The organism is Mycobacterium sp. NGS61 (assembly GCF_059812325.1).
Map to the genome: position 1 here is coordinate 134,436 of NZ_JCALCL010000011.1, position 17,259 is coordinate 151,694.

Consider the following 17,259-nt stretch of genomic DNA (forward strand, 5'->3'; position numbering starts at 1 on the left):
CGGGACGTATCTTCACACACTGAGTCGCAGATAGCGTTGCAGCCGCCGCCGCCCCGTCGCCGACGCCGTCCCGGCAACGGGTTGCACCGCCTCGTCGAGTCGGGCGCGGACAGTGCCGACGTCGAAATCCATCCCGATGGCGACCAGACAATTCCCGACGGCCCGCGGCGGTGCCTTTCTCACGTGAACTGCGCTACCCACGACGTTGACGACGTAGGTTCTGACAGCGGCGGAATGCCGCACGGCGACAATTCCTTTGAGCCGGAAGACCCCGGAGGGCGGCAGTTCGAGCAGATCGAAGAGTGCGTCGGGATTGACACAACCGGTGCTGCGGACAGTGACAGCGTCGGCATGAACATGGTCGTGCGCATGCGCGGAGTCGGCCCACAACTCCCGAAACGACAGCTGCCCCGACTGCTCGCCGGGTCCTTCGGCGGGGTCGAACAGCAATGCGGGATCGATCCGTCCGCCCGTGGTGCCCACCACCTGGACTCTGGGATTACGTTGTGCCACCCGCTCTTCGATGCGCCGCAGCAGCACCGGGCGCTCGCTGTCCCGAATCTGGTCGAGCTTGTTGACCACGATCAGTGAAGCGACGCCGTAACGCACCGGCGGCAACACGCTGCAGTCGACGGTGTCGAAATGGTTCACCGCGTCGACGACGTCGACAAGACCACCGGGGCGCACTCGCGACAACTTGGAAAAGCCGATAATCCGGGCGATCGCCACCGGATCCGCCAGGCCACTGGCCTCGACGACGATGGCATCCAGGCGGCGCGCCGGGTCGGCGAGTTTGACCAGCGCCTCGTCGAGACCGCCGTCGTCGGGCAGGCAGCAGATGCAGCCTCCAGCGATTGACGCCGGCTCGTCGACCTGGCCGGCCACCAGCGCGGCGTCGACGTTCAGGTCGCCAAAGTCGTTGACCACCACGCCGATTCGTGTATCGGGACTACGGAGCAGATGGTTGAGTAGTGTCGTCTTGCCCGCACCCAGGTGGCCGGTGAGCGCGATGACCGGTATCGCGGTCAACGCGGTGGCTCCGGATGTGCCAAGTCAGCAGTCGCCTACCTGGTCGATGACCTTCTTCAACGGCGGGGCGGGGTAGACATTGGGGGTGTAATTGGGATTGTCGATCGCCCACGCGATCTTGGAACAGTAACCAGGTCCTGCCGGCTGGCCCGCACGCCACGTTTCGAGCGTGATTTTGCAGCTGTACATGTCGGACTCCGGGGCGAATTCGGCGGTGTCCTCGGCTCTCGGCGCGTGATGCCAGATGATGAAGCTTCGCGCCGAAGGCAGGTTGCAGGGAAGCTGCGGGATGGGAAGGCGACCGATGTCCCCGCTCGCCGTCGGCGCGAGGGGCAATGCACAGGACGCCATCACCATGGTCGAGGCGGCGATCATGCGGATGGCCAACGCGCTCACCCTCTTTCTCCGACGACAGCGGCATGCCTGCCGCACTAGACGTTAGCTCAACTGTGGTTGCCGAGACAGTGCCGCGCGGGCGGCCCACGCGCACCCGCTTCGAGGCGCGTCCAGTTAATTGCCCGCCCGACTATCTCTCGATATCGGCGGCGTGGCCCGGTCCCGGGTGCGGGTAGCGCGGTACGCCGTGGTGCACATTGACCCGTGGACCGCGCTGCAACGCGTCGGCGGTCGTCTCGTGCAGCCGCAGAATCCGCCCGCCGATCTGGACATAGGCATTGGGCCGCCACACCGCCGGCTCCCAGGCAGTGAGCCTGGACCAGCGCAGCTGGTGCGGTTCGCGCACGAACACGCCGTTGGTCGAGTTGCGGTCGATGATGACCACCGACGCATCGACGATGCGGACTTCGGCGTGGGCCCGGGACATTTCACCGGAATGGTCATCGATGCGCACGGGACGAAGACCCTGTTGGGCCGCATCGGATCCGTTCGGATCCCGGCCGATGACGCAGTCGCGTTCGAGCTCGATCCGCGACCCGTCGTCCAGGGAAACCCAGCGCTTGGGCTGCGGCGCACCAGCCGGCGGCGCAGCGGCAATCCTCCCGCTGCCTGCGGGTTCCGACCGGTACAGCGGCTGGTCTCCCGACATCGCCGGCGCCTGCCCGCGCGACGACGGTGTGCGGGTCGACCAGATGACGGCGCCCTGGCCCGGCACGGTTCCGTCGGAGAGCCGGTACACGCCTTGGCCCTGGGCCACCGGCCGCGGCCGCGGGTCGAACTCGTCGACGGTGATGACCGCCGCGACGGCCGGCGCCGGCAGCGACCGGTGGACCAAACGTCCGCGGCCGCGCAACATGGTCTGCCCGGTGCCCTCGTCGAGAGCAACGGTGACGCTGCCGCACAGCAGAATCTCCAGGCCCGTCGGTGTCGGCATGACGATGCCGATGTCGACCAGCGTGCGATCCCACGGCTCGCGCGCGAGCTGCTGGAAGGCGGCGACGAGCTTCTGCGGGCTGGAGCGCCGGACCATGTCGGACAGGGCAGTCATCTGCTGCGCCGCCAGCGAGTGCGCCGACAACTCCGAGCGCTCGCGGTGGGCCACCACGATCACGGTGCCGTTGACGTTGGCCACCAGGTGGTGTCCGGGGATGACCTCGACATCGCTCGGCGGCCGGACCGGGGCGTGGTCGACGGCCACGGGGACCGGGGGGACGGCGACCGGCACCGGCGTCTCCTCGGGCATCGGGGCAGCCGGTGCTGCCGCGACCGGAACCTCCGGCACCTCGTCGGCCGGCGCTTCACTGATACCGACTCGAGAGTGCAGCCACCGCAACGGCTTTGGCGCCCACCAGTTCCAGTCGCCGGCAAGCTGCAAGAAGGCGGGGACCACGATGCCGCGGATGATAGAGGCGTCGATCACGACGGCCAGCGCGGTGCCGATGCCGAACATCTTCATGAATGACAGACCGTTGGCGAACGAGATCAACGTGATCGTCAGCAACAGCGCCGCGCTGGTGACGATCCGGCCCACGCGCCCCAGCCCGATGACCGTCGACGCGGTGTTCGACAGACCGGAGTCGCGGGCCTCCTTGATGCGGCTGAGCAGGAAGATCTCGTAATCGACGGACAAGCTGAAGGCGATGGCACACAACAGCACCACCATCGAGAGATTCAGCGGCGCAGGCGTGATGCCCAGCAGGCCGGCGAGATGGCCCTCCTGGAATACCCACACCATGATGCCCAGCACCCCGCTCAGAACCAGGAGGTTGAGCACGAGTGCCTTGACCGGCACCACGACACTGCCGGTGAACAGGAACAACAGGATGAAGGTGGCGCCGGCGATGAGCCCGATCGCCAACGGGAGCTTGCCCCCGATCGCGGCTTGACTGTCGATGAGCGTGGCGGTCGGTCCGCCCACTTCCACCTGGCGGTTGGTGATCTTGGCCCGGATGTCGCGGACGATGTGTTGGGCGGTATCGGAGTCGGCCTGAACCGAGAGGTAGACGATCGCGTAGCTGGAACCCGACACCGCGGGCGTCGGCCCGGCCGCCTGACCGTTCTCGAACCGGCCGATGGGGCCCGTGACCAGCACGACGCCGTTCATGCGCGAGATGTCCGGGGCCAGGTTCTGCAGCACGGTGGCATCGTTGCGGGTCACCAGGGTGATCGCCTGCGACGGATCCAGCGTGAAGTCCCGCTGCAGCGATTCGGCTACCAGCCGCGCACTGGAGTCCGTCGGCAGGGCTCGCTCATCGGGCGTGGCGAATTGGACGTTGAGAAATGGAATGCCCAAACCCAACAGCAGGACCACCACGGGCAGTGCGTAGAGCAGCGGCCGGTGCGTGACCACCTCGGCGAACCGCCGCCAGAACAGGGAGTCGGCCGAGGGTGGCACCTTACGGCGGATGACGGAGAGCGAGTCCACGCGCTTGCCGAGCAACGCCAGCAGTGCGGGCAGGACGATGATCGCGGCGAACGCCGAGAGCAGCACGGTGGCCGTCGCAGCGAGACCGACCGACCGCAGGAAATAGGTGGGAAACACCAACAGGCTGGTCATCGCCAAGGTGACAGTCGCCGCGCTGAACAAGATGGTGCGCCCGGCGGTGTTGACCGTGGCGATGACGGCCGGGTGGTGGTCTTTGCCGTTGGCCAGTTCCTCCCGGAACCGCGACACCATCAATAGGCCGAAGTCGATGGACAACCCGAGGCCGAATGCCGTCGTGACGGTCAGGGCGTGCACTGACACATCGGTGACCGCTGTCATCAGCAGCAACACCGACAGGGTGGACACGATGGACACGACTCCGACCACCACCGGCAGTACGGCCGCTATCAGTCCGCCGAACACGATGACCAGCACCGCCAACGAGATAGGCACCGCAATGCTCTCACTGGTCTTGAGGTCGCCTTTGACCTTGTCGCGAATCTCCTGCTGCACGCCGAGCGCGCCACCCGCACGCACCGTGACGCTGGTGTCGTGGGGCAGATTCGCGATGATCCGCTTGGCCGTCTCGGCGGCTTCGTCGGCGGTTCCCCCGACGTGGACGAGCATCAGGCCGGAACGACTGTCCTTGCTGCGTAGGTCGGCGGCTCCCTCGTCGCCGAAGGATCTGGTGATCTTGGCCTTGGGCTCGGCCGCGACGACTTTGAGCACTCGATCCCGGATGGCCGCGACCTCGGGACTGTCGATGGTGCCGTCCCGCGGCAGCAGTTGAACGACGAGATTCGCGGTGGTGCCGAAGTGCTGGTCCAGAAACTCGTCGGCCTTCGAGGATTCCGATGCCGGGTCGGTGTTTCCGCCGGTGCCCAGCTTGTCCGACACCGATCCGCCGAGCACGACACTGATCCCCAGCAGGACCAGAACGGCCGCCAGCACCGATTTCGGGCGCTTGACGGTGAACGCGGCCAGTCGCCTCAACATGTCTGCCTCTCCCCAGTGAACTTCGTGCTGCTCGCGGTGGCTTTGTCGTGCGGGCCTGGGCGCTCTCCGAATTGGGATGTCAGCGTGAAATCTAGGCCCGCACCGACAGTCGTGTCGACGGTCAGTTACGCGGCTCGCCGGCGAGCCACAGGCGCACCAGGCAGCGTCGGGCGTGCACGTCGGGCGAATCGATGAAAGCGCGGCGATTGTGCAGGGTCGTGTAGTTGTCGGCGAACAGCACGTCACCCGGGTGCAGCGTGAACTCGACGGCACTGGCGGCGTCGCCCAGTGCACGGTCGAAGGCGTCGAGTGCCTGGCGCTGCCGGTCGGTGAGCGGCCGACCGCTGCGGTAGTGGCCGAGTTCGATGTGCAACCGGTTGTAGCGGATCCGGACACCGTCGGTGGTGTCGGTGAAGATAGCGCCATCGGTGAACGGGTTTTCGCCCGGCTCGGTCTCGTGCGAACGGTCGAAGCAGAACTGCCCGTAGAGCTCGTCGACCAACTCGGGGTGGGCGGCCAGCATCGCGTTGTAGGCGGTGTGCGCACTGACCATCAGCGACTCACCGCCGGACACTGCCTTGCGCAGACACAGCAGCCCCAGGATGTCGGGCCGGCTGCCGGCGTAGGCGCAGGCCGAATCCGTGTGGTAGATCAGCGCGGAGTTGGTCTTGGAGCCGCGGGCCTCGGCCACCGATTGCCCGGTGTCCTGAACCAGGTACACACGGTCGCCCTGCTTGTTCTGCGGCTGCGGCTCACCCAGGTAGGTACCCAGGCCCCAGTACAACATCGAGGCTTCCTCGTCCGTCCAGCCGTCCAGCGGCAGGCCGCGCAGCACACAGAATCCGGGCCCCAGCCGCAGGCAGTGCCGCATGGCGCGGGCGATCTCGACGAGCTCGGGCTCCCGGAAGTCCGCTGCCACGATCGTCTCCAGCCTGCGGCCGCGGCGGCGCAGGTTGTCGCGGATGCGCAGGCATGCCGCCACCTGGCGTGGTCCCACCCCGATCAGGTAGTCCCATGCGTGCAAGCTGTCGCGGTTCCACACCGACGGTCCGGAAATCGGCCGGCGCCGAGTGCCCCGGGATGGGTGTGCCGCGTTCTTGCCCAAGAGTTCGTCCCTGGTGCGAGTGTCGGTGACAGCCCCCATGATCTCATCCCCTTTCTGAAACTTTGGCGCTTTCTATGAGTTTGGCTTGCTGCACTTGGCGGATTCTTGACGATTTCTGGACGGCCGCTAAAACCAGTCGTGGCCGATCAGCGGGGCACTGATCAGCCACAACGAGGTCCGGCGGGTGAGTTACGCGGCGACGGGGATCAGTTCCCGGCGCGACGAGTGCGGCGCCGCGGCGGGGGCACTGAACCGGATGAACATTTTCGCGATGAACGGCGCGGCGAACAGCATCAGGACCACCCGGATCACTTGGGCCGCCATCACGAACGTGACGTTGGAACCCGATCCCGCGGCGGTGCCGAGTACGGCGTAGATACCGCCGGGGCTCGTCGCCAGGTAACCATCCAGCGAGCTCAGGCCGGCCTCGTCGGCCAGCACCACACCCAAGCCGGCCGCGGCGAGGTTCAGGATCACGATCAGCGCGAACGCGCCGGGCAGGATCCGTCGGATGGCGCGCAGCGATTGCCGGTCGAACGACAGCAGCGTCTGCCAGACGATCATCATGATCCCGGCCTGGACCAGCAGCATCGGAACGGCGAAACCCTGTACCAGCCCGGAGAACTCCAGCGCAATCGTGATGGCCATCGGTCCCAGCAATCCCGCGCCGGGCAGCCGCATCGACCGACCGGCGAAGCTGCCCACCAGCACGATAGCCGCGATCAGCGGCAGCGTGACGATCATCGATCGGGAAGACGTGTCGTCGGCATGTGCGCCCTCGGCGGCGGTGCCGTGGAAGAAGACTGCGACGACGACGGGCATGGACGCGGTGATGAGCGCCACGCGCAGGTATTGAACGGCCGCGACCACCCGGTCATCGCCGCCGAGGTCGCGTGCGATGGCGACGAGGCCGCACGAGCCGCCGGCCACCAGGGCCAGACCCCCGGTCAGCGGACTGACGTCCTTGTGCAGACCGAGCAGCGCGCCGCCCGCGACGCTGACGATCAGGGTGCTGACGGTGATGGCGATGACGATCGGCCAGTGCGAACCCAGGGCGGCGAACGATACGTTGCGGACCATGAGCCCGGTGTAGACGCCGAGCACGCCCTGAGCGGCCAGGCCTGCGCCCGACACTGTTCTCGGGGCGTACCGCGCCAAGGCCCAAGCGAAGATTCCACAGCCGATGCCTACAACGGCAAGGTCGATGGTGTTCATGCCGTAGAAGGTCCAACATCGCCCTTGACGAATTCTTAATGCGCAGGTGGAGCGCACTTGTCAACCCAGTGTCCGGATCTCGGACGGGTCTCTCACCTGCCGACTGCGACCCGTGTCCCGTCGTTGGACTGACTCGGCCGCAGGCGGGTGGCAGGGACGACGGACCCCGTCGGCCTTTCGACAGGCCCCGACAGGTTATTTGTGTGAGTATCGGATGAGCCGCGGCCGGTGTTGCGCAAAGCCGCGATGTCTCGGCGGGATCTGGATAGGCTTAGCGCTCACACCGGAGATGGACGTTAAGGGGGCGACGTGTCGTTGCTAACCGTGTCGCCAGACTGGCTGACCGCTGCGGCAGCCGATCTGGAAAACATCGGCACGTCGCTGCACTCGGCGAGCGCGGCCGCCGCCCTCCCCACCACCGGAGTGGCCGCTGCCGCCGCGGACGAGGTGTCGGCCGCAGTAGCGGCGCTGTTCGCCGATTTCGGCGACGAGTTTCAGGCGATAAATTCGCAGGTCAGCGCCTATCACGCGCAGTTCTTGCAGACGCTGGGGGCAGCGGCCGGGTCCTACGCCTCGGCCGAGGCGACCGCGGCCACTGTGCTGGACCCGTTCGTCAACGCGATCAACGCACCGACCCAGCTCCTGCTGGGGCGGCCCCTGATCGGCGACGGGGCCAACGGCACTGCCGCCAGCCCGAACGGCGGGGCCGGCGGCATCCTGTGGGGCAACGGCGGCGCCGGATATTCGCAGACCACAGGCGGTCTGGCCGGCGGTAACGGCGGCTCGGCAGGCCTGATCGGCAACGGCGGCGCCGGCGGTAACGGCGGCCTCAACGCCGCGGGCGGGGCGGGCGGCAACGGCGGCTGGCTGTACGGCAATGGCGGCGCGGGGGGAACCGGTGGCGCTTCGCCTACGGTGGCCTTCGGCGGAGCCGGTGGAGCCGGCGGGCGAGCTTACCTGCTGGGGTCGGGCGCAAACGGTGGTGCGGGTGGATTCAACAGCCCCAGCGATCCGTCGCACGCCATCCGTGGGATGGGCGGCACCGGCGGCGTTGGTGGCATGGTCTGGGGTGGGGCCGGCGTCAGCGGTGCGGGTCTGGACGGCAGAACGATCCCCATGCCCACCGTCGCCAATACCGAGCCGGTGGTGAACATTTCAGTGAACGGCGGCGGCAACGCGCCGATCCTCGTGGACACCGGGTCCGAAGGTCTGGTCATGCAGATCAAGGACATCGGCGGACTGCCCGGCCTGCTCAAGATGGGCCTGCCCACGGGCCTCAACATCAGCGCGTACAGCGGTGGCCTGACGTATCTCTACGCCACCTTCCCCACCACGGTGGACTTCGGCAACGGCATCGTCACCGCGCCCACCAGTGTCAATGTCGTCCTGTTGTCGCTACCGACCTCGCCGTTCGCGATCCAGGCATACCTGTCCAATGTCATCAGGAACCCGTTCGTCACCCCGTTCGACGCGTATTTCGCCTCGGCAGGCGTTGACGGCGTGCTGGGCCTGGGACCTAACGCGGTGGGGCCGGGACCGAGTATCCCGACGCAGGCGCTGCCGGGTGATCTCAACCAGGGCGTCACCATCAACATGCCGGCGCAGGAGTTGCGTTTCGGCCCCAACGATCTGGGCGGCCCGACTGTCTCGCTGAACGGGTCCCCCATCACCAACCTTTACGTCAGGGTAGGTAGCGGACCCCTCCAGATGGTGCCGTCCATCGTGGACTCCGGGGGCGTCTATGGGACCATGCCCTCCTCGGTGATCGGCTCCTCGACATTGCCGGCGGGCACCATGATCACGGTGTACGCCGATTCAGGTGGCATGACGAAGCTGTACTCGTTCAACACGAACGACTACGCGCCCACCGTTATCTCCTCTGGCCTGATGAACACGGGTTACCTGCCGTTCAGTCTGGGCCCGGTGCACGTCGACTACAACCCGGCCGGAGTCGGGACGACAATCCTTTATCCTGTGCCCTAGTCGAATCACTGTGTTGGGCTGAGTGTTCCGACGCTGTCGGCGCCCGACGCTAGAGTCGCCTTCATGCTTCAAACGATCGCTGTCCGCGGCTACCGCTCGCTGCGCGAGGTGGTCCTGCCGCTGAGCCGGCTGTCAATTGTCACCGGCGCCAACGGAACTGGTAAGTCGTCGGTGTACCGGGCGCTTCGCCTGCTGGCCGACTGCGGCCGTGGTGAGGTGATCGGCTCGCTCGCCCGCGAAGGTGGATTGGAATCGGTGCTGTGGGCCGGACCCGAGCAGCTCCGTGGCGCCCGTCGGGAAGGCAACGCCCAGGGCACCACCCGCACCCGACCGTTGTCACTCGAACTCGGCTTTGCCGCAGATGATTTCGGTTATTTCGTCGATCTCGGCATTCCGCAGATGGCCGGCCACCGTAGTGCGTTCGCACGCGACCCGGAGATCAAACGCGAGGCGTTGTTCGCCGGGCCGGTACTGCGCCGCGCGACCACTTTGGTGCGCCGTACCCGTCAACTAGCTGAAATCAGCGGCGATGCAGACGGATTCGACGAATTGTCCCGAAACCTGCCGCCCTACCGCAGCGTGTTGACCGAATACGCCTATCCGCAAGCACTTCCCGAGCTCGCGGCGGTGCGCGAACGGCTGCGCAGTTGGCGCTTCTACGACGGCTTCCGGGTCGATGCCGCCGCTCCCGCCCGACAGCCGCAGGTGGGCACGCGCACTCCGGTGCTCTCCGACGACGGCAGAGACCTTGCGGCAGCGGTCCAGACGATCATCGAGGCCGGCTTGGACGACTTGGCCCGCGCGGTCGCCGACGCATTCGACGGCGCCACCCTCGACGTCGACGTCAGCAACGGCCTTTTCGATCTTCGCCTGCAGCAGCGCGGGATGCTGCGACCGCTGCGCACAGCCGAATTGTCGGACGGCACTTTACGATTCGTGCTGTGGGCCGCGGCACTGCTGAGCCCGCAACCACCCTCGCTGATGGTGCTCAACGAACCAGAGACCTCGCTGCACCCCAGTCTCATCGGCCCATTGGCGGCACTGATTCACACGGCAGCCACCCACACGCAGGTGGTGGTGGTCACCCATTCCCGTTCGCTGCTCGACGCCCTCGACAGCGGAGTCGAAATCGAACTGCACAAGGATTTCGGCGAGACCCGCATCGCCGGTCAGAGCCTGCTGACGACGCCGCCGTGGGATTGGGGCAAGCGGTGAGCCCGCGGCGTCGAGTGTGCAAAGTGTGCAGAACGTGCAACTATTGGAAGTTATGGCCAATCAGTTGAGCCTCCGCGAGCGACGACGCCGACAGACCAGCGCGGACATCCGCGGTGCTGCGGTGCGCTTGGCGCAGGTCCGCGGCTGGGACCGGGTCACCATCGAGGAAATCTGCACTCAGGCCGGAATTTCCACCCGCACCTTCTTCAACTACTTCCCCAATAAGGAAGCCGCGATCGCCTACGGCCCGTCCGACCTGCCGCCGGAATTGGCCGACGAGTTCGTCGCAGCCGGACCCGCGCCCCTCCACGTGGTGCTGGCCGAACTGATCACTCTGGCGGCCCACCATCTTCGCGACATGCCACCGGAGCGTGAGCAGGCCGTCTGCATGCTCGACCTGGCAAAAACCACCCCCGCGGTGCTGGCGGCGTTCCTTGCCGACCTGGAGCGTTTCCAGACGCAATTGACCGAGATCGTCGCCAAACGCCAAGGCATGCCCTCCGACGACGAAGTCTCCGCCCTGATCTCCGCGCTAGCGTTGACGGCGGTGCGCTCGGGCATCGAGAGGTGGTCGAGCAGCGAACCCGAGGACGCCGGTGACACGCCGATGCCCTATGTCGAACGTGCTGCCGCGCTGGTCAACAGCATCTTCACGCAGTGAGAGCGTGACCGGGATTACAGAAAGTTGCATACTCTGCAAAATATGCAGATGATGTACAGGTGGTCCGGTTAGCTCGTCTTACTATCGCATCGGGCCACCTCGGGCTGCGTAACTCGCGCGACCCATAATCGCTTGTGATGCAAGGCAATTCGTCGTGCGACCAGGAAAGGCTCACGTAGGTGCAGATGGCAAAGATCGTGCGCAACGCCTGGTTGCCGCTGCTGATCGTGGCAGTCGTGGCCATCGGGGGCTTCGCGGTGACCCGGGTCAAGTCGTTCTACACCGCCGACCAGCAAAATGACCTGACCAGCGCAAAGGTTGACGACTCCAAGCCCTTCAAGCCCAAGGTCGTCAAGTACGAGATCTTCGGCTCGGCGACCCGCGCCAACGTCAACTACCTCGATCTCAGCGCCGAGCCGCAGCGGCTGGACGGCGCTCCCCTGCCCTGGACACTGGTGCTCAGCACCACCGCACCCTCGGTCTTTCCGAACATCTCGGCGCAAAGTGACGGTGATTTCCTGGGCTGTCGTATCACCGTCGACGACGAAGTCAAAGACGAACAAACATCCAACGGCGTGCACGCCCTGACTTCCTGCTTGGTGAAATCAGCATGAGCACTACTCTGCAAGACGCGCCCACCGATTCGTTCCCCGTCGCCAAACACGCGGCCCGCGAGGCGATTCCGCACTTCATCCGCAAATTCGCCGTGCTGATCATCCTGGGGTGGATCGCGCTGATCGCGCTGCTCAACGTCGTCGTCCCCCAGCTCGACGAGGTCGGCAAGCTGCGTTCGGTCTCGATGAGCCCGGACGACGCGCAATCGGTGATCGCGACCAAGCGCGTCGGCGAGGTGTTCAAGGAGTACAAGTCCAACAGTTCGGTGATGATCGTCCTGGAGGGCCAGAACGCGCTGGGCGCCGAAGCGCACGCCTACTACGACCAGATAGTCAAAAAGCTCGAGGCCGACACCGCGCACGTCGAGCACGTTCAAGACTTCTGGAGCGATCCGCTCACCGGTGCCGGCGCACAGAGCAACGACGGGAAGGCCGCCTACGTCCAGGTCTACCTCGTCGGGAACATGGGTGAGACCAAGGCCAACGACTCCGTCGAGGCCGTCCAGACCATCGTCAAGCACACCACCCCACCCCAGGGGGTCAAGGCCTACGTGACCGGGCCATCGGCGTTGGAAGCCGACCAACACCTCGCCGGCGACCGCAGCCTGCAGGTGATCACCATGGCGACCTTCGTCGTCATCATCGCCATGCTGTTGATGGTCTACCGCTCCATCGTCACGGTTCTGCTCACGTTGATGATGGTGGTCTTCGAGTTGGCCGCCGCTCGCGGCGCGGTCGCATTTTTGGGCTACTACAAGATCATCGGGCTGTCCACATTCGCGTGCAACCTGCTGGTGACGTTGGCGATCGCGGCGGCCACTGACTATGCGATCTTCCTGATCGGGCGATATCAAGAAGCCAGAGCAGTCGGTGAATCACGAGAAGACGCCTACTACACCATGTTTCACGGCACCGCACACGTGGTGCTCGGCTCCGGCCTGACCATTGCCGGCGCGACGTTCTGCCTGCACTTCACCAATCTGCCCTACTTCCAGACCCTGGGCGTCCCGCTGGCCATCGGCATGGTCGTGGTGGTGTTGGCGGCGTTGACCCTGGGTCCCGCCGTCATATCGGTGGCGTCGCGCTTCCGGCAGACCCTGGAACCCAAACGCGCCCAGCGTATTCGCGGTTGGCGCAAGATCGGCGCGCTCGTCGTCCGCTGGCCCGGCCCGGTCCTGGTCGTGACGATCGGCGTCGCGCTGGTCGGTCTGCTCACCCTGCCCGGCTACCGGACCAACTACAACGACCGCAATTACCTGCCCGCCGACCTGCCGGCGAATGCGGGCTATGCGGCCGCCGATCGGCACTTCTCCAAGGCCCGGATGAATCCCGAGTTGCTGATGATCGAAAGTGACCACGATCTGCGCAATTCCGCGGACTTCCTGGTCATCGACAAGATCGCCAAGTCGATCTTCCGGGTACCCGGCATCAGCCGGGTCCAGGCCATTACCCGCCCCGAGGGAACCCCGATCGAGCACACCTCGATCCCGTTCCAGATCAGCATGCAGGGCGTCAGCCAGCAGATGACCCAGAAGTACCAAGAAGATCAGATCGCGGACATGCTCAAGCAGTCCGAGGAGATGCAGACGACCATCAACAGCATGGTGCAGATGCAGGACATCACCCAGCAGATGACCAACGACATGCACGTGATGGTCGCCAAGATGAAGAGCATGACCATGGACGTCGCCGAATTACGCGACCACATGGCCAATTTCGAGGACTTCTTCCGACCCATCCGCTCGTACTTCTACTGGGAGAAACACTGCTACGACATTCCGGTGTGCTTCTCGTTGCGGTCGGTGTTCGACGCCCTGGACGGCATCGACACGATGACCGATGACATCCAGAGCCTGATCCCGGTCATGGAACATCTGGACACACTGATGCCGCGGATGAACGCGCTGATGCCCGAGATGATCCAGAACATGAAGAACATGAAAACCATGATGCTGACCATGTATTCGACCCAGAAAGGTCTGCTGGAGCAGCAGCAGCGGGCACAGCGCGACTCGTCCGCCATGGGCCGGGCCTTCGATGCGTCGAAGAACGACGACTCCTTCTACCTGCCGCCGGAGACGTTCGACAACCCCGAGTTCAAGAAGGGCATGAAGAACTTCATCTCCCCCGACGGCCACGCCGTGCGCTTCATCATCAGTCACGACGGCGATCCGATGTCCGCGGAAGGCATTTCGCACATCGACACGATCAAGAAGGCCGCCTACGAGGCGCTCAAGGGCACCCCGATGGAGGGCTCCAAGATCATGCTCGGTGGCACCGCGGCCACCTTCAAGGACATGCGGGACGGCAGCAACTACGACCTGCTGATCGCCGGAATCGCGTCCATGTGCCTGATTTTCATCATCATGCTGATCCTGACCCGCAGCGTGGTGGCCTCAGCGGTCATCGTGGGCACCGTATTGCTTTCTCTCGGCGCGTCGTTCGGGCTGTCAGTGCTCATCTGGCAGCACCTGCTCGGCATCGAACTGCACTGGATGGTGCTGGCGATGTCGGTGATCATCCTGCTGGCCGTGGGAGCCGACTACAACCTGCTGCTGGTGTCGCGTTTCAAAGAAGAGATCCATGCCGGTCTGAACACCGGGATCATCCGGGCGATGGGCGGCACCGGTTCGGTGGTCACCTCGGCGGGGTTGGTGTTCGCGTTCACGATGATGACGATGGCGGTCAGCGAGCTCACGGTGATCGGCCAGGTCGGCACGACCATCGGGCTCGGTTTGTTGTTCGACACGTTGATCGTTCGGTCGCTGATGACCCCGTCGATCGCTGCGCTGCTGGGCAAATGGTTCTGGTGGCCGCAACGAGTCCGCCAGCGCCCGGTGCCCGCGCCCTGGCCAAAGAAGTCTGGAGAGCGGACCGAACAGGACGCCTTGGCGGGCGTCTGATCGGACGGGAGCTACCGGCGGAACAAACCGGCCACGAAGGTACCCACGTTGTAGACACCGGAGTTGCCGAAGCCCGAATTGCCCAAGCCGGACATGAACAGGAAGCCGGTGTTCAACACACCCGAGGACGAACCGCTGTCGTTCTGGTAGCCCGACGCCGGGGCCGTGTTGCGCACTCCCGATGCATTGGAGTCGGTGTTCTGGAACCCTGAGGCACCGTTGCCGGAGTTGTAGAAGCCGGAGCTGCCGACCCCGCTGTTGAACCAGCCGGAGCTGGAGCCGGTGCCGGCCACCGTCGATCCGACGCCGGTCTGCACACTGCCCGAGTTCCACAGCCCGGTGTTGCTGGCACCGGAGTTGCCGAAGCCGGTGTTGAAGCCGGCGGCGTTGGAGCTACCCGTGTTATAGCTGCCCGCGTTGAAGCTTCCGGTGTTGCCGATGCCGGAATTGAAGTTCCCGGTGTTGAAATTGTCGGAGTTTGCGAAGCCGGTGTTCGAGGTGGCGGAATTGAAAAAGCCGGTCGATGACGCGCCGGAGTTGCCGAAGCCGGTGTTCACCTCGCCGCTGTTGGCCAGGCCCCAGTTCTTGGAACCGGCGTTGAACAAACCGGCGTTCTCGGTGCCCGAATTGAAGAACCCCGCGTTCGACGTGCCCGAACTGAACAATCCGACATTGCCGCTGCCGGAGTTCAATCCGCCGATGCCGATCTGGTTGTCACCGGTGAGCCCGATGCCGATGTTGCCGTTACCGGTGTTCCACAGCCCCACGTTGCCATTCCCGGTGTTCGCCAGGCCCTGGTTGCCGCTGCCGGTGTTCGCCAACCCCACATTGTGGTTGCCGATGTTGGCCAGCCCGTGATTTCCGATGCCGCGGTTGCCGTTTCCGAGGTTTTCGTTACCGTAGTTCCCCGCGCCGAGGTTGGCGTTGCCGCGGTTTCCGACGCCGAAATTCTGGTTGCCGAGGTTGCCGCCGCCGATGTTCTGATCGCCGCTGTTGCCGCCGCCGAGGTTGGAATCTCCGTAGTTGCCGCTGCCGACGTTTTGGTTGCCGAGGTTGCCGTTGCCGAGGTTGGCCAAACCGTTGTTGCCGTTGCCGAGGTTGAGTTTGCCGAGGTTGCCGATGCCGAGATTGATGGCCGGGGCCTCTTGGAGCAGCTGCCAGGGGGTCAACTGCGCCGCTGCCGACGCCGCTCCGCCGTAGTAGCTCACCATGGCGCTGACGTCGCGAGCCCACATCTGCTCATAGACCGCCTCGGCCGCCGCAATCGCAGGAGCGTTGAGGCCGAACAGGTTTGAGCGCACCAGCGCCACCAGCTGCGAGCGGTTGAGCGCGATCTCCGCCGGATGCACAATGGCCGACCGAGCGGCCTCGAACGCGGTGGCGATCGCCCTGGCCTGTCCGCCCGCACCCTGCGCATGGGCCGCCGCCGCGCTCAGCCATCCTGCATACGGCGACGCCGCAGCCGTCATCGCCGCGGCGGCCGGACCTTGCCACGCCGAATCGACGAGTCCGGCAGTCACCGAACCGAACGACGTGGCCGCAGCGCTGAGCTCCTCGGCCAGACCGTCCCAAGCCGCCGCCGCGGCCAGCAGCGGCTCGGACCCGGCTCCGAGAAACATGCGCAGCGAGTTGACTTCCGGTGGCAACATCGGAAAGTCCATCAGGTCGTCTCCCCCAATGACAGTTCGTGGTCGGCGCTCGGTAGGTCACCTTCGCGCGGCATCACCGGACCCTAGAACATCACGGAGCTATGCGGCTCGTTTCCGCGGAATCGGCACAGCCGAGTACGTCGAAGACCGCTGCGGCCGAGGTGACGGCCCTATCCCCGTTCCCCTCGTCGTGCAGCAACATCCGCACACCGACTCGTCCGGGTCCGCCCGGGTGCGCGCTGCCGTCGACCCGGAATGGCCCTACTTTGCCCCGCGACATGAACATCACGTGCCAGCTGACGACCTGAAGTCTCCGCGTACCGGCAACCTCGGCAGCGAGGTCGGTCGCTGCGGTCTCGAGGACGACATGTTGAGGCCCGATGTGCAGCGCCGCATCGGGCGAGGCGAATTCGGCGCTGAGGGCGGGAAGCACCCAGTGACCGTCGGGACGCTTGCCGGCGCCGAACGCATCCCACAGCGGCGGCAGGTCGGGTGAGTCCTCGATAACCAACTCGGTGCCCGAAACATCCATCCGGTCAAGGCCTTTCGGCGGAATACCGATGATCGCGCCCTGCCCCTCGTTGAACGCGATCACCCGGTCGGGGTTGTCGGCATCGACGATTTTGCACCGGCCGTAACCCATGGTGCGCCCCTGGTGCACGATGCCCGAATCGACGATCTCGATGCGGGACACATCGAAGCCGGGATCGACGATCTGCACCGAGGCGATCACTGGGTTGGGCACCGCCACCATGTCGGTCTGACACCCCTCCGGCGACGAGATAGCAAGCGGCGCAACGAGAATGCCGCCCGCCTCATTGCGCATGTCGCGGCGGATGGTGACCGTGTTGTCGACCTCGCCGAGGTCCATGGAGGAGTGCTTGCGCCCGATGTAGCGGTAACTGAGCAGGCCGGTCCAGCGCCGGTACAGCTCGTCGCGGTAAGCGTCGGAGTCGTCGGCCAGCTCCCGGATGTCCCGTAGTCGCTCAGTCATGGTCTTCCGCCTCTCCTGGCTGCGGACTGTAACAGCAATGCTGAGCGACTGTACAGCGCCGAACTATACAAAAT

The 17,259-nt window shown here is 65.4% G+C and carries 12 protein-coding genes; 5 read left to right on the forward strand and 7 right to left on the reverse strand.

The window, feature by feature from the left end:
- Positions 1–12: 12 nt before the first annotated feature.
- The 5 genes from AC5Y3Z_RS20870 to AC5Y3Z_RS20890 all read right to left on the reverse strand — a co-directional run bounded on the left by AC5Y3Z_RS20870 (position 13) and on the right by AC5Y3Z_RS20890 (position 7,166).
- Positions 13–1,029, reverse strand: coding sequence for a CobW family GTP-binding protein (locus AC5Y3Z_RS20870; protein ID WP_463824323.1), 1,017 nt, complete (start codon positions 1,027–1,029; stop codon positions 13–15).
- A gap of 24 nt (positions 1,030–1,053) precedes the next feature.
- Entirely contained in the window at positions 1,054–1,425 is a 372-nt protein-coding gene (locus AC5Y3Z_RS20875; RefSeq protein WP_473139703.1) for a hypothetical protein, read from the reverse strand.
- Positions 1,426–1,555: 130 nt separating this feature from the next.
- The gene (locus tag AC5Y3Z_RS20880; RefSeq protein ID WP_463824325.1) at positions 1,556–4,846 is read right to left on the reverse strand and encodes an MMPL family transporter; all 3,291 of its coding nucleotides are present in this window, start codon (positions 4,844–4,846) and stop codon (positions 1,556–1,558) included.
- A gap of 121 nt (positions 4,847–4,967) precedes the next feature.
- Positions 4,968–5,990 carry a TauD/TfdA family dioxygenase gene (locus AC5Y3Z_RS20885; RefSeq protein WP_463824326.1) on the reverse strand — a complete coding sequence of 341 codons (1,023 nt, stop codon included), beginning with the start codon at positions 5,988–5,990 and terminating at the stop codon, positions 4,968–4,970.
- 150 nt (positions 5,991–6,140) lie between these two features.
- Positions 6,141–7,166 carry an AbrB family transcriptional regulator gene (locus tag AC5Y3Z_RS20890; RefSeq protein WP_463824327.1) on the reverse strand — a complete coding sequence of 342 codons (1,026 nt, stop codon included), beginning with the start codon at positions 7,164–7,166 and terminating at the stop codon, positions 6,141–6,143.
- 309 nt (positions 7,167–7,475) lie between these two features.
- Here AC5Y3Z_RS20890 and AC5Y3Z_RS20895 point away from each other — a divergent pair, with 309 nt between their 5' ends.
- The 5 genes from AC5Y3Z_RS20895 (at position 7,476) to AC5Y3Z_RS20915 (ending at position 14,542) form a co-directional block, all read left to right on the forward strand.
- The gene (locus AC5Y3Z_RS20895) at positions 7,476–9,149 is read left to right on the forward strand and encodes a PecA family PE domain-processing aspartic protease (RefSeq protein WP_463824328.1); all 1,674 of its coding nucleotides are present in this window, start codon (positions 7,476–7,478) and stop codon (positions 9,147–9,149) included.
- 63 nt (positions 9,150–9,212) lie between these two features.
- Entirely contained in the window at positions 9,213–10,364 is a 1,152-nt protein-coding gene (locus AC5Y3Z_RS20900; RefSeq protein ID WP_463824329.1) for an AAA family ATPase, read from the forward strand.
- A gap of 52 nt (positions 10,365–10,416) precedes the next feature.
- Entirely contained in the window at positions 10,417–11,025 is a 609-nt protein-coding gene (locus AC5Y3Z_RS20905) for a TetR family transcriptional regulator (RefSeq protein WP_463824330.1), read from the forward strand.
- 185 nt (positions 11,026–11,210) lie between these two features.
- Positions 11,211–11,639, forward strand: coding sequence for an MmpS family transport accessory protein (locus tag AC5Y3Z_RS20910; RefSeq protein ID WP_463824331.1), 429 nt, complete (start codon positions 11,211–11,213; stop codon positions 11,637–11,639).
- Positions 11,636–14,542, forward strand: a complete 2,907-nt coding sequence (locus AC5Y3Z_RS20915; protein ID WP_463824332.1) for an MMPL/RND family transporter — start codon at positions 11,636–11,638, stop codon at positions 14,540–14,542. Before AC5Y3Z_RS20910 ends, AC5Y3Z_RS20915 begins: the two co-directional genes overlap by 4 nt.
- An 11-nt stretch (positions 14,543–14,553) precedes the next feature.
- Here the strand turns inward: AC5Y3Z_RS20915 and AC5Y3Z_RS20920 are convergent, their stop codons facing one another.
- Positions 14,554–16,203 carry a PPE family protein gene (locus AC5Y3Z_RS20920; RefSeq protein ID WP_463824333.1) on the reverse strand — a complete coding sequence of 550 codons (1,650 nt, stop codon included), beginning with the start codon at positions 16,201–16,203 and terminating at the stop codon, positions 14,554–14,556.
- Between the two features lie 79 nt (positions 16,204–16,282).
- Positions 16,283–17,185, reverse strand: a complete 903-nt coding sequence (locus tag AC5Y3Z_RS20925; protein WP_463824334.1) for a hypothetical protein — start codon at positions 17,183–17,185, stop codon at positions 16,283–16,285.
- Positions 17,186–17,259 lie beyond the last annotated feature (74 nt).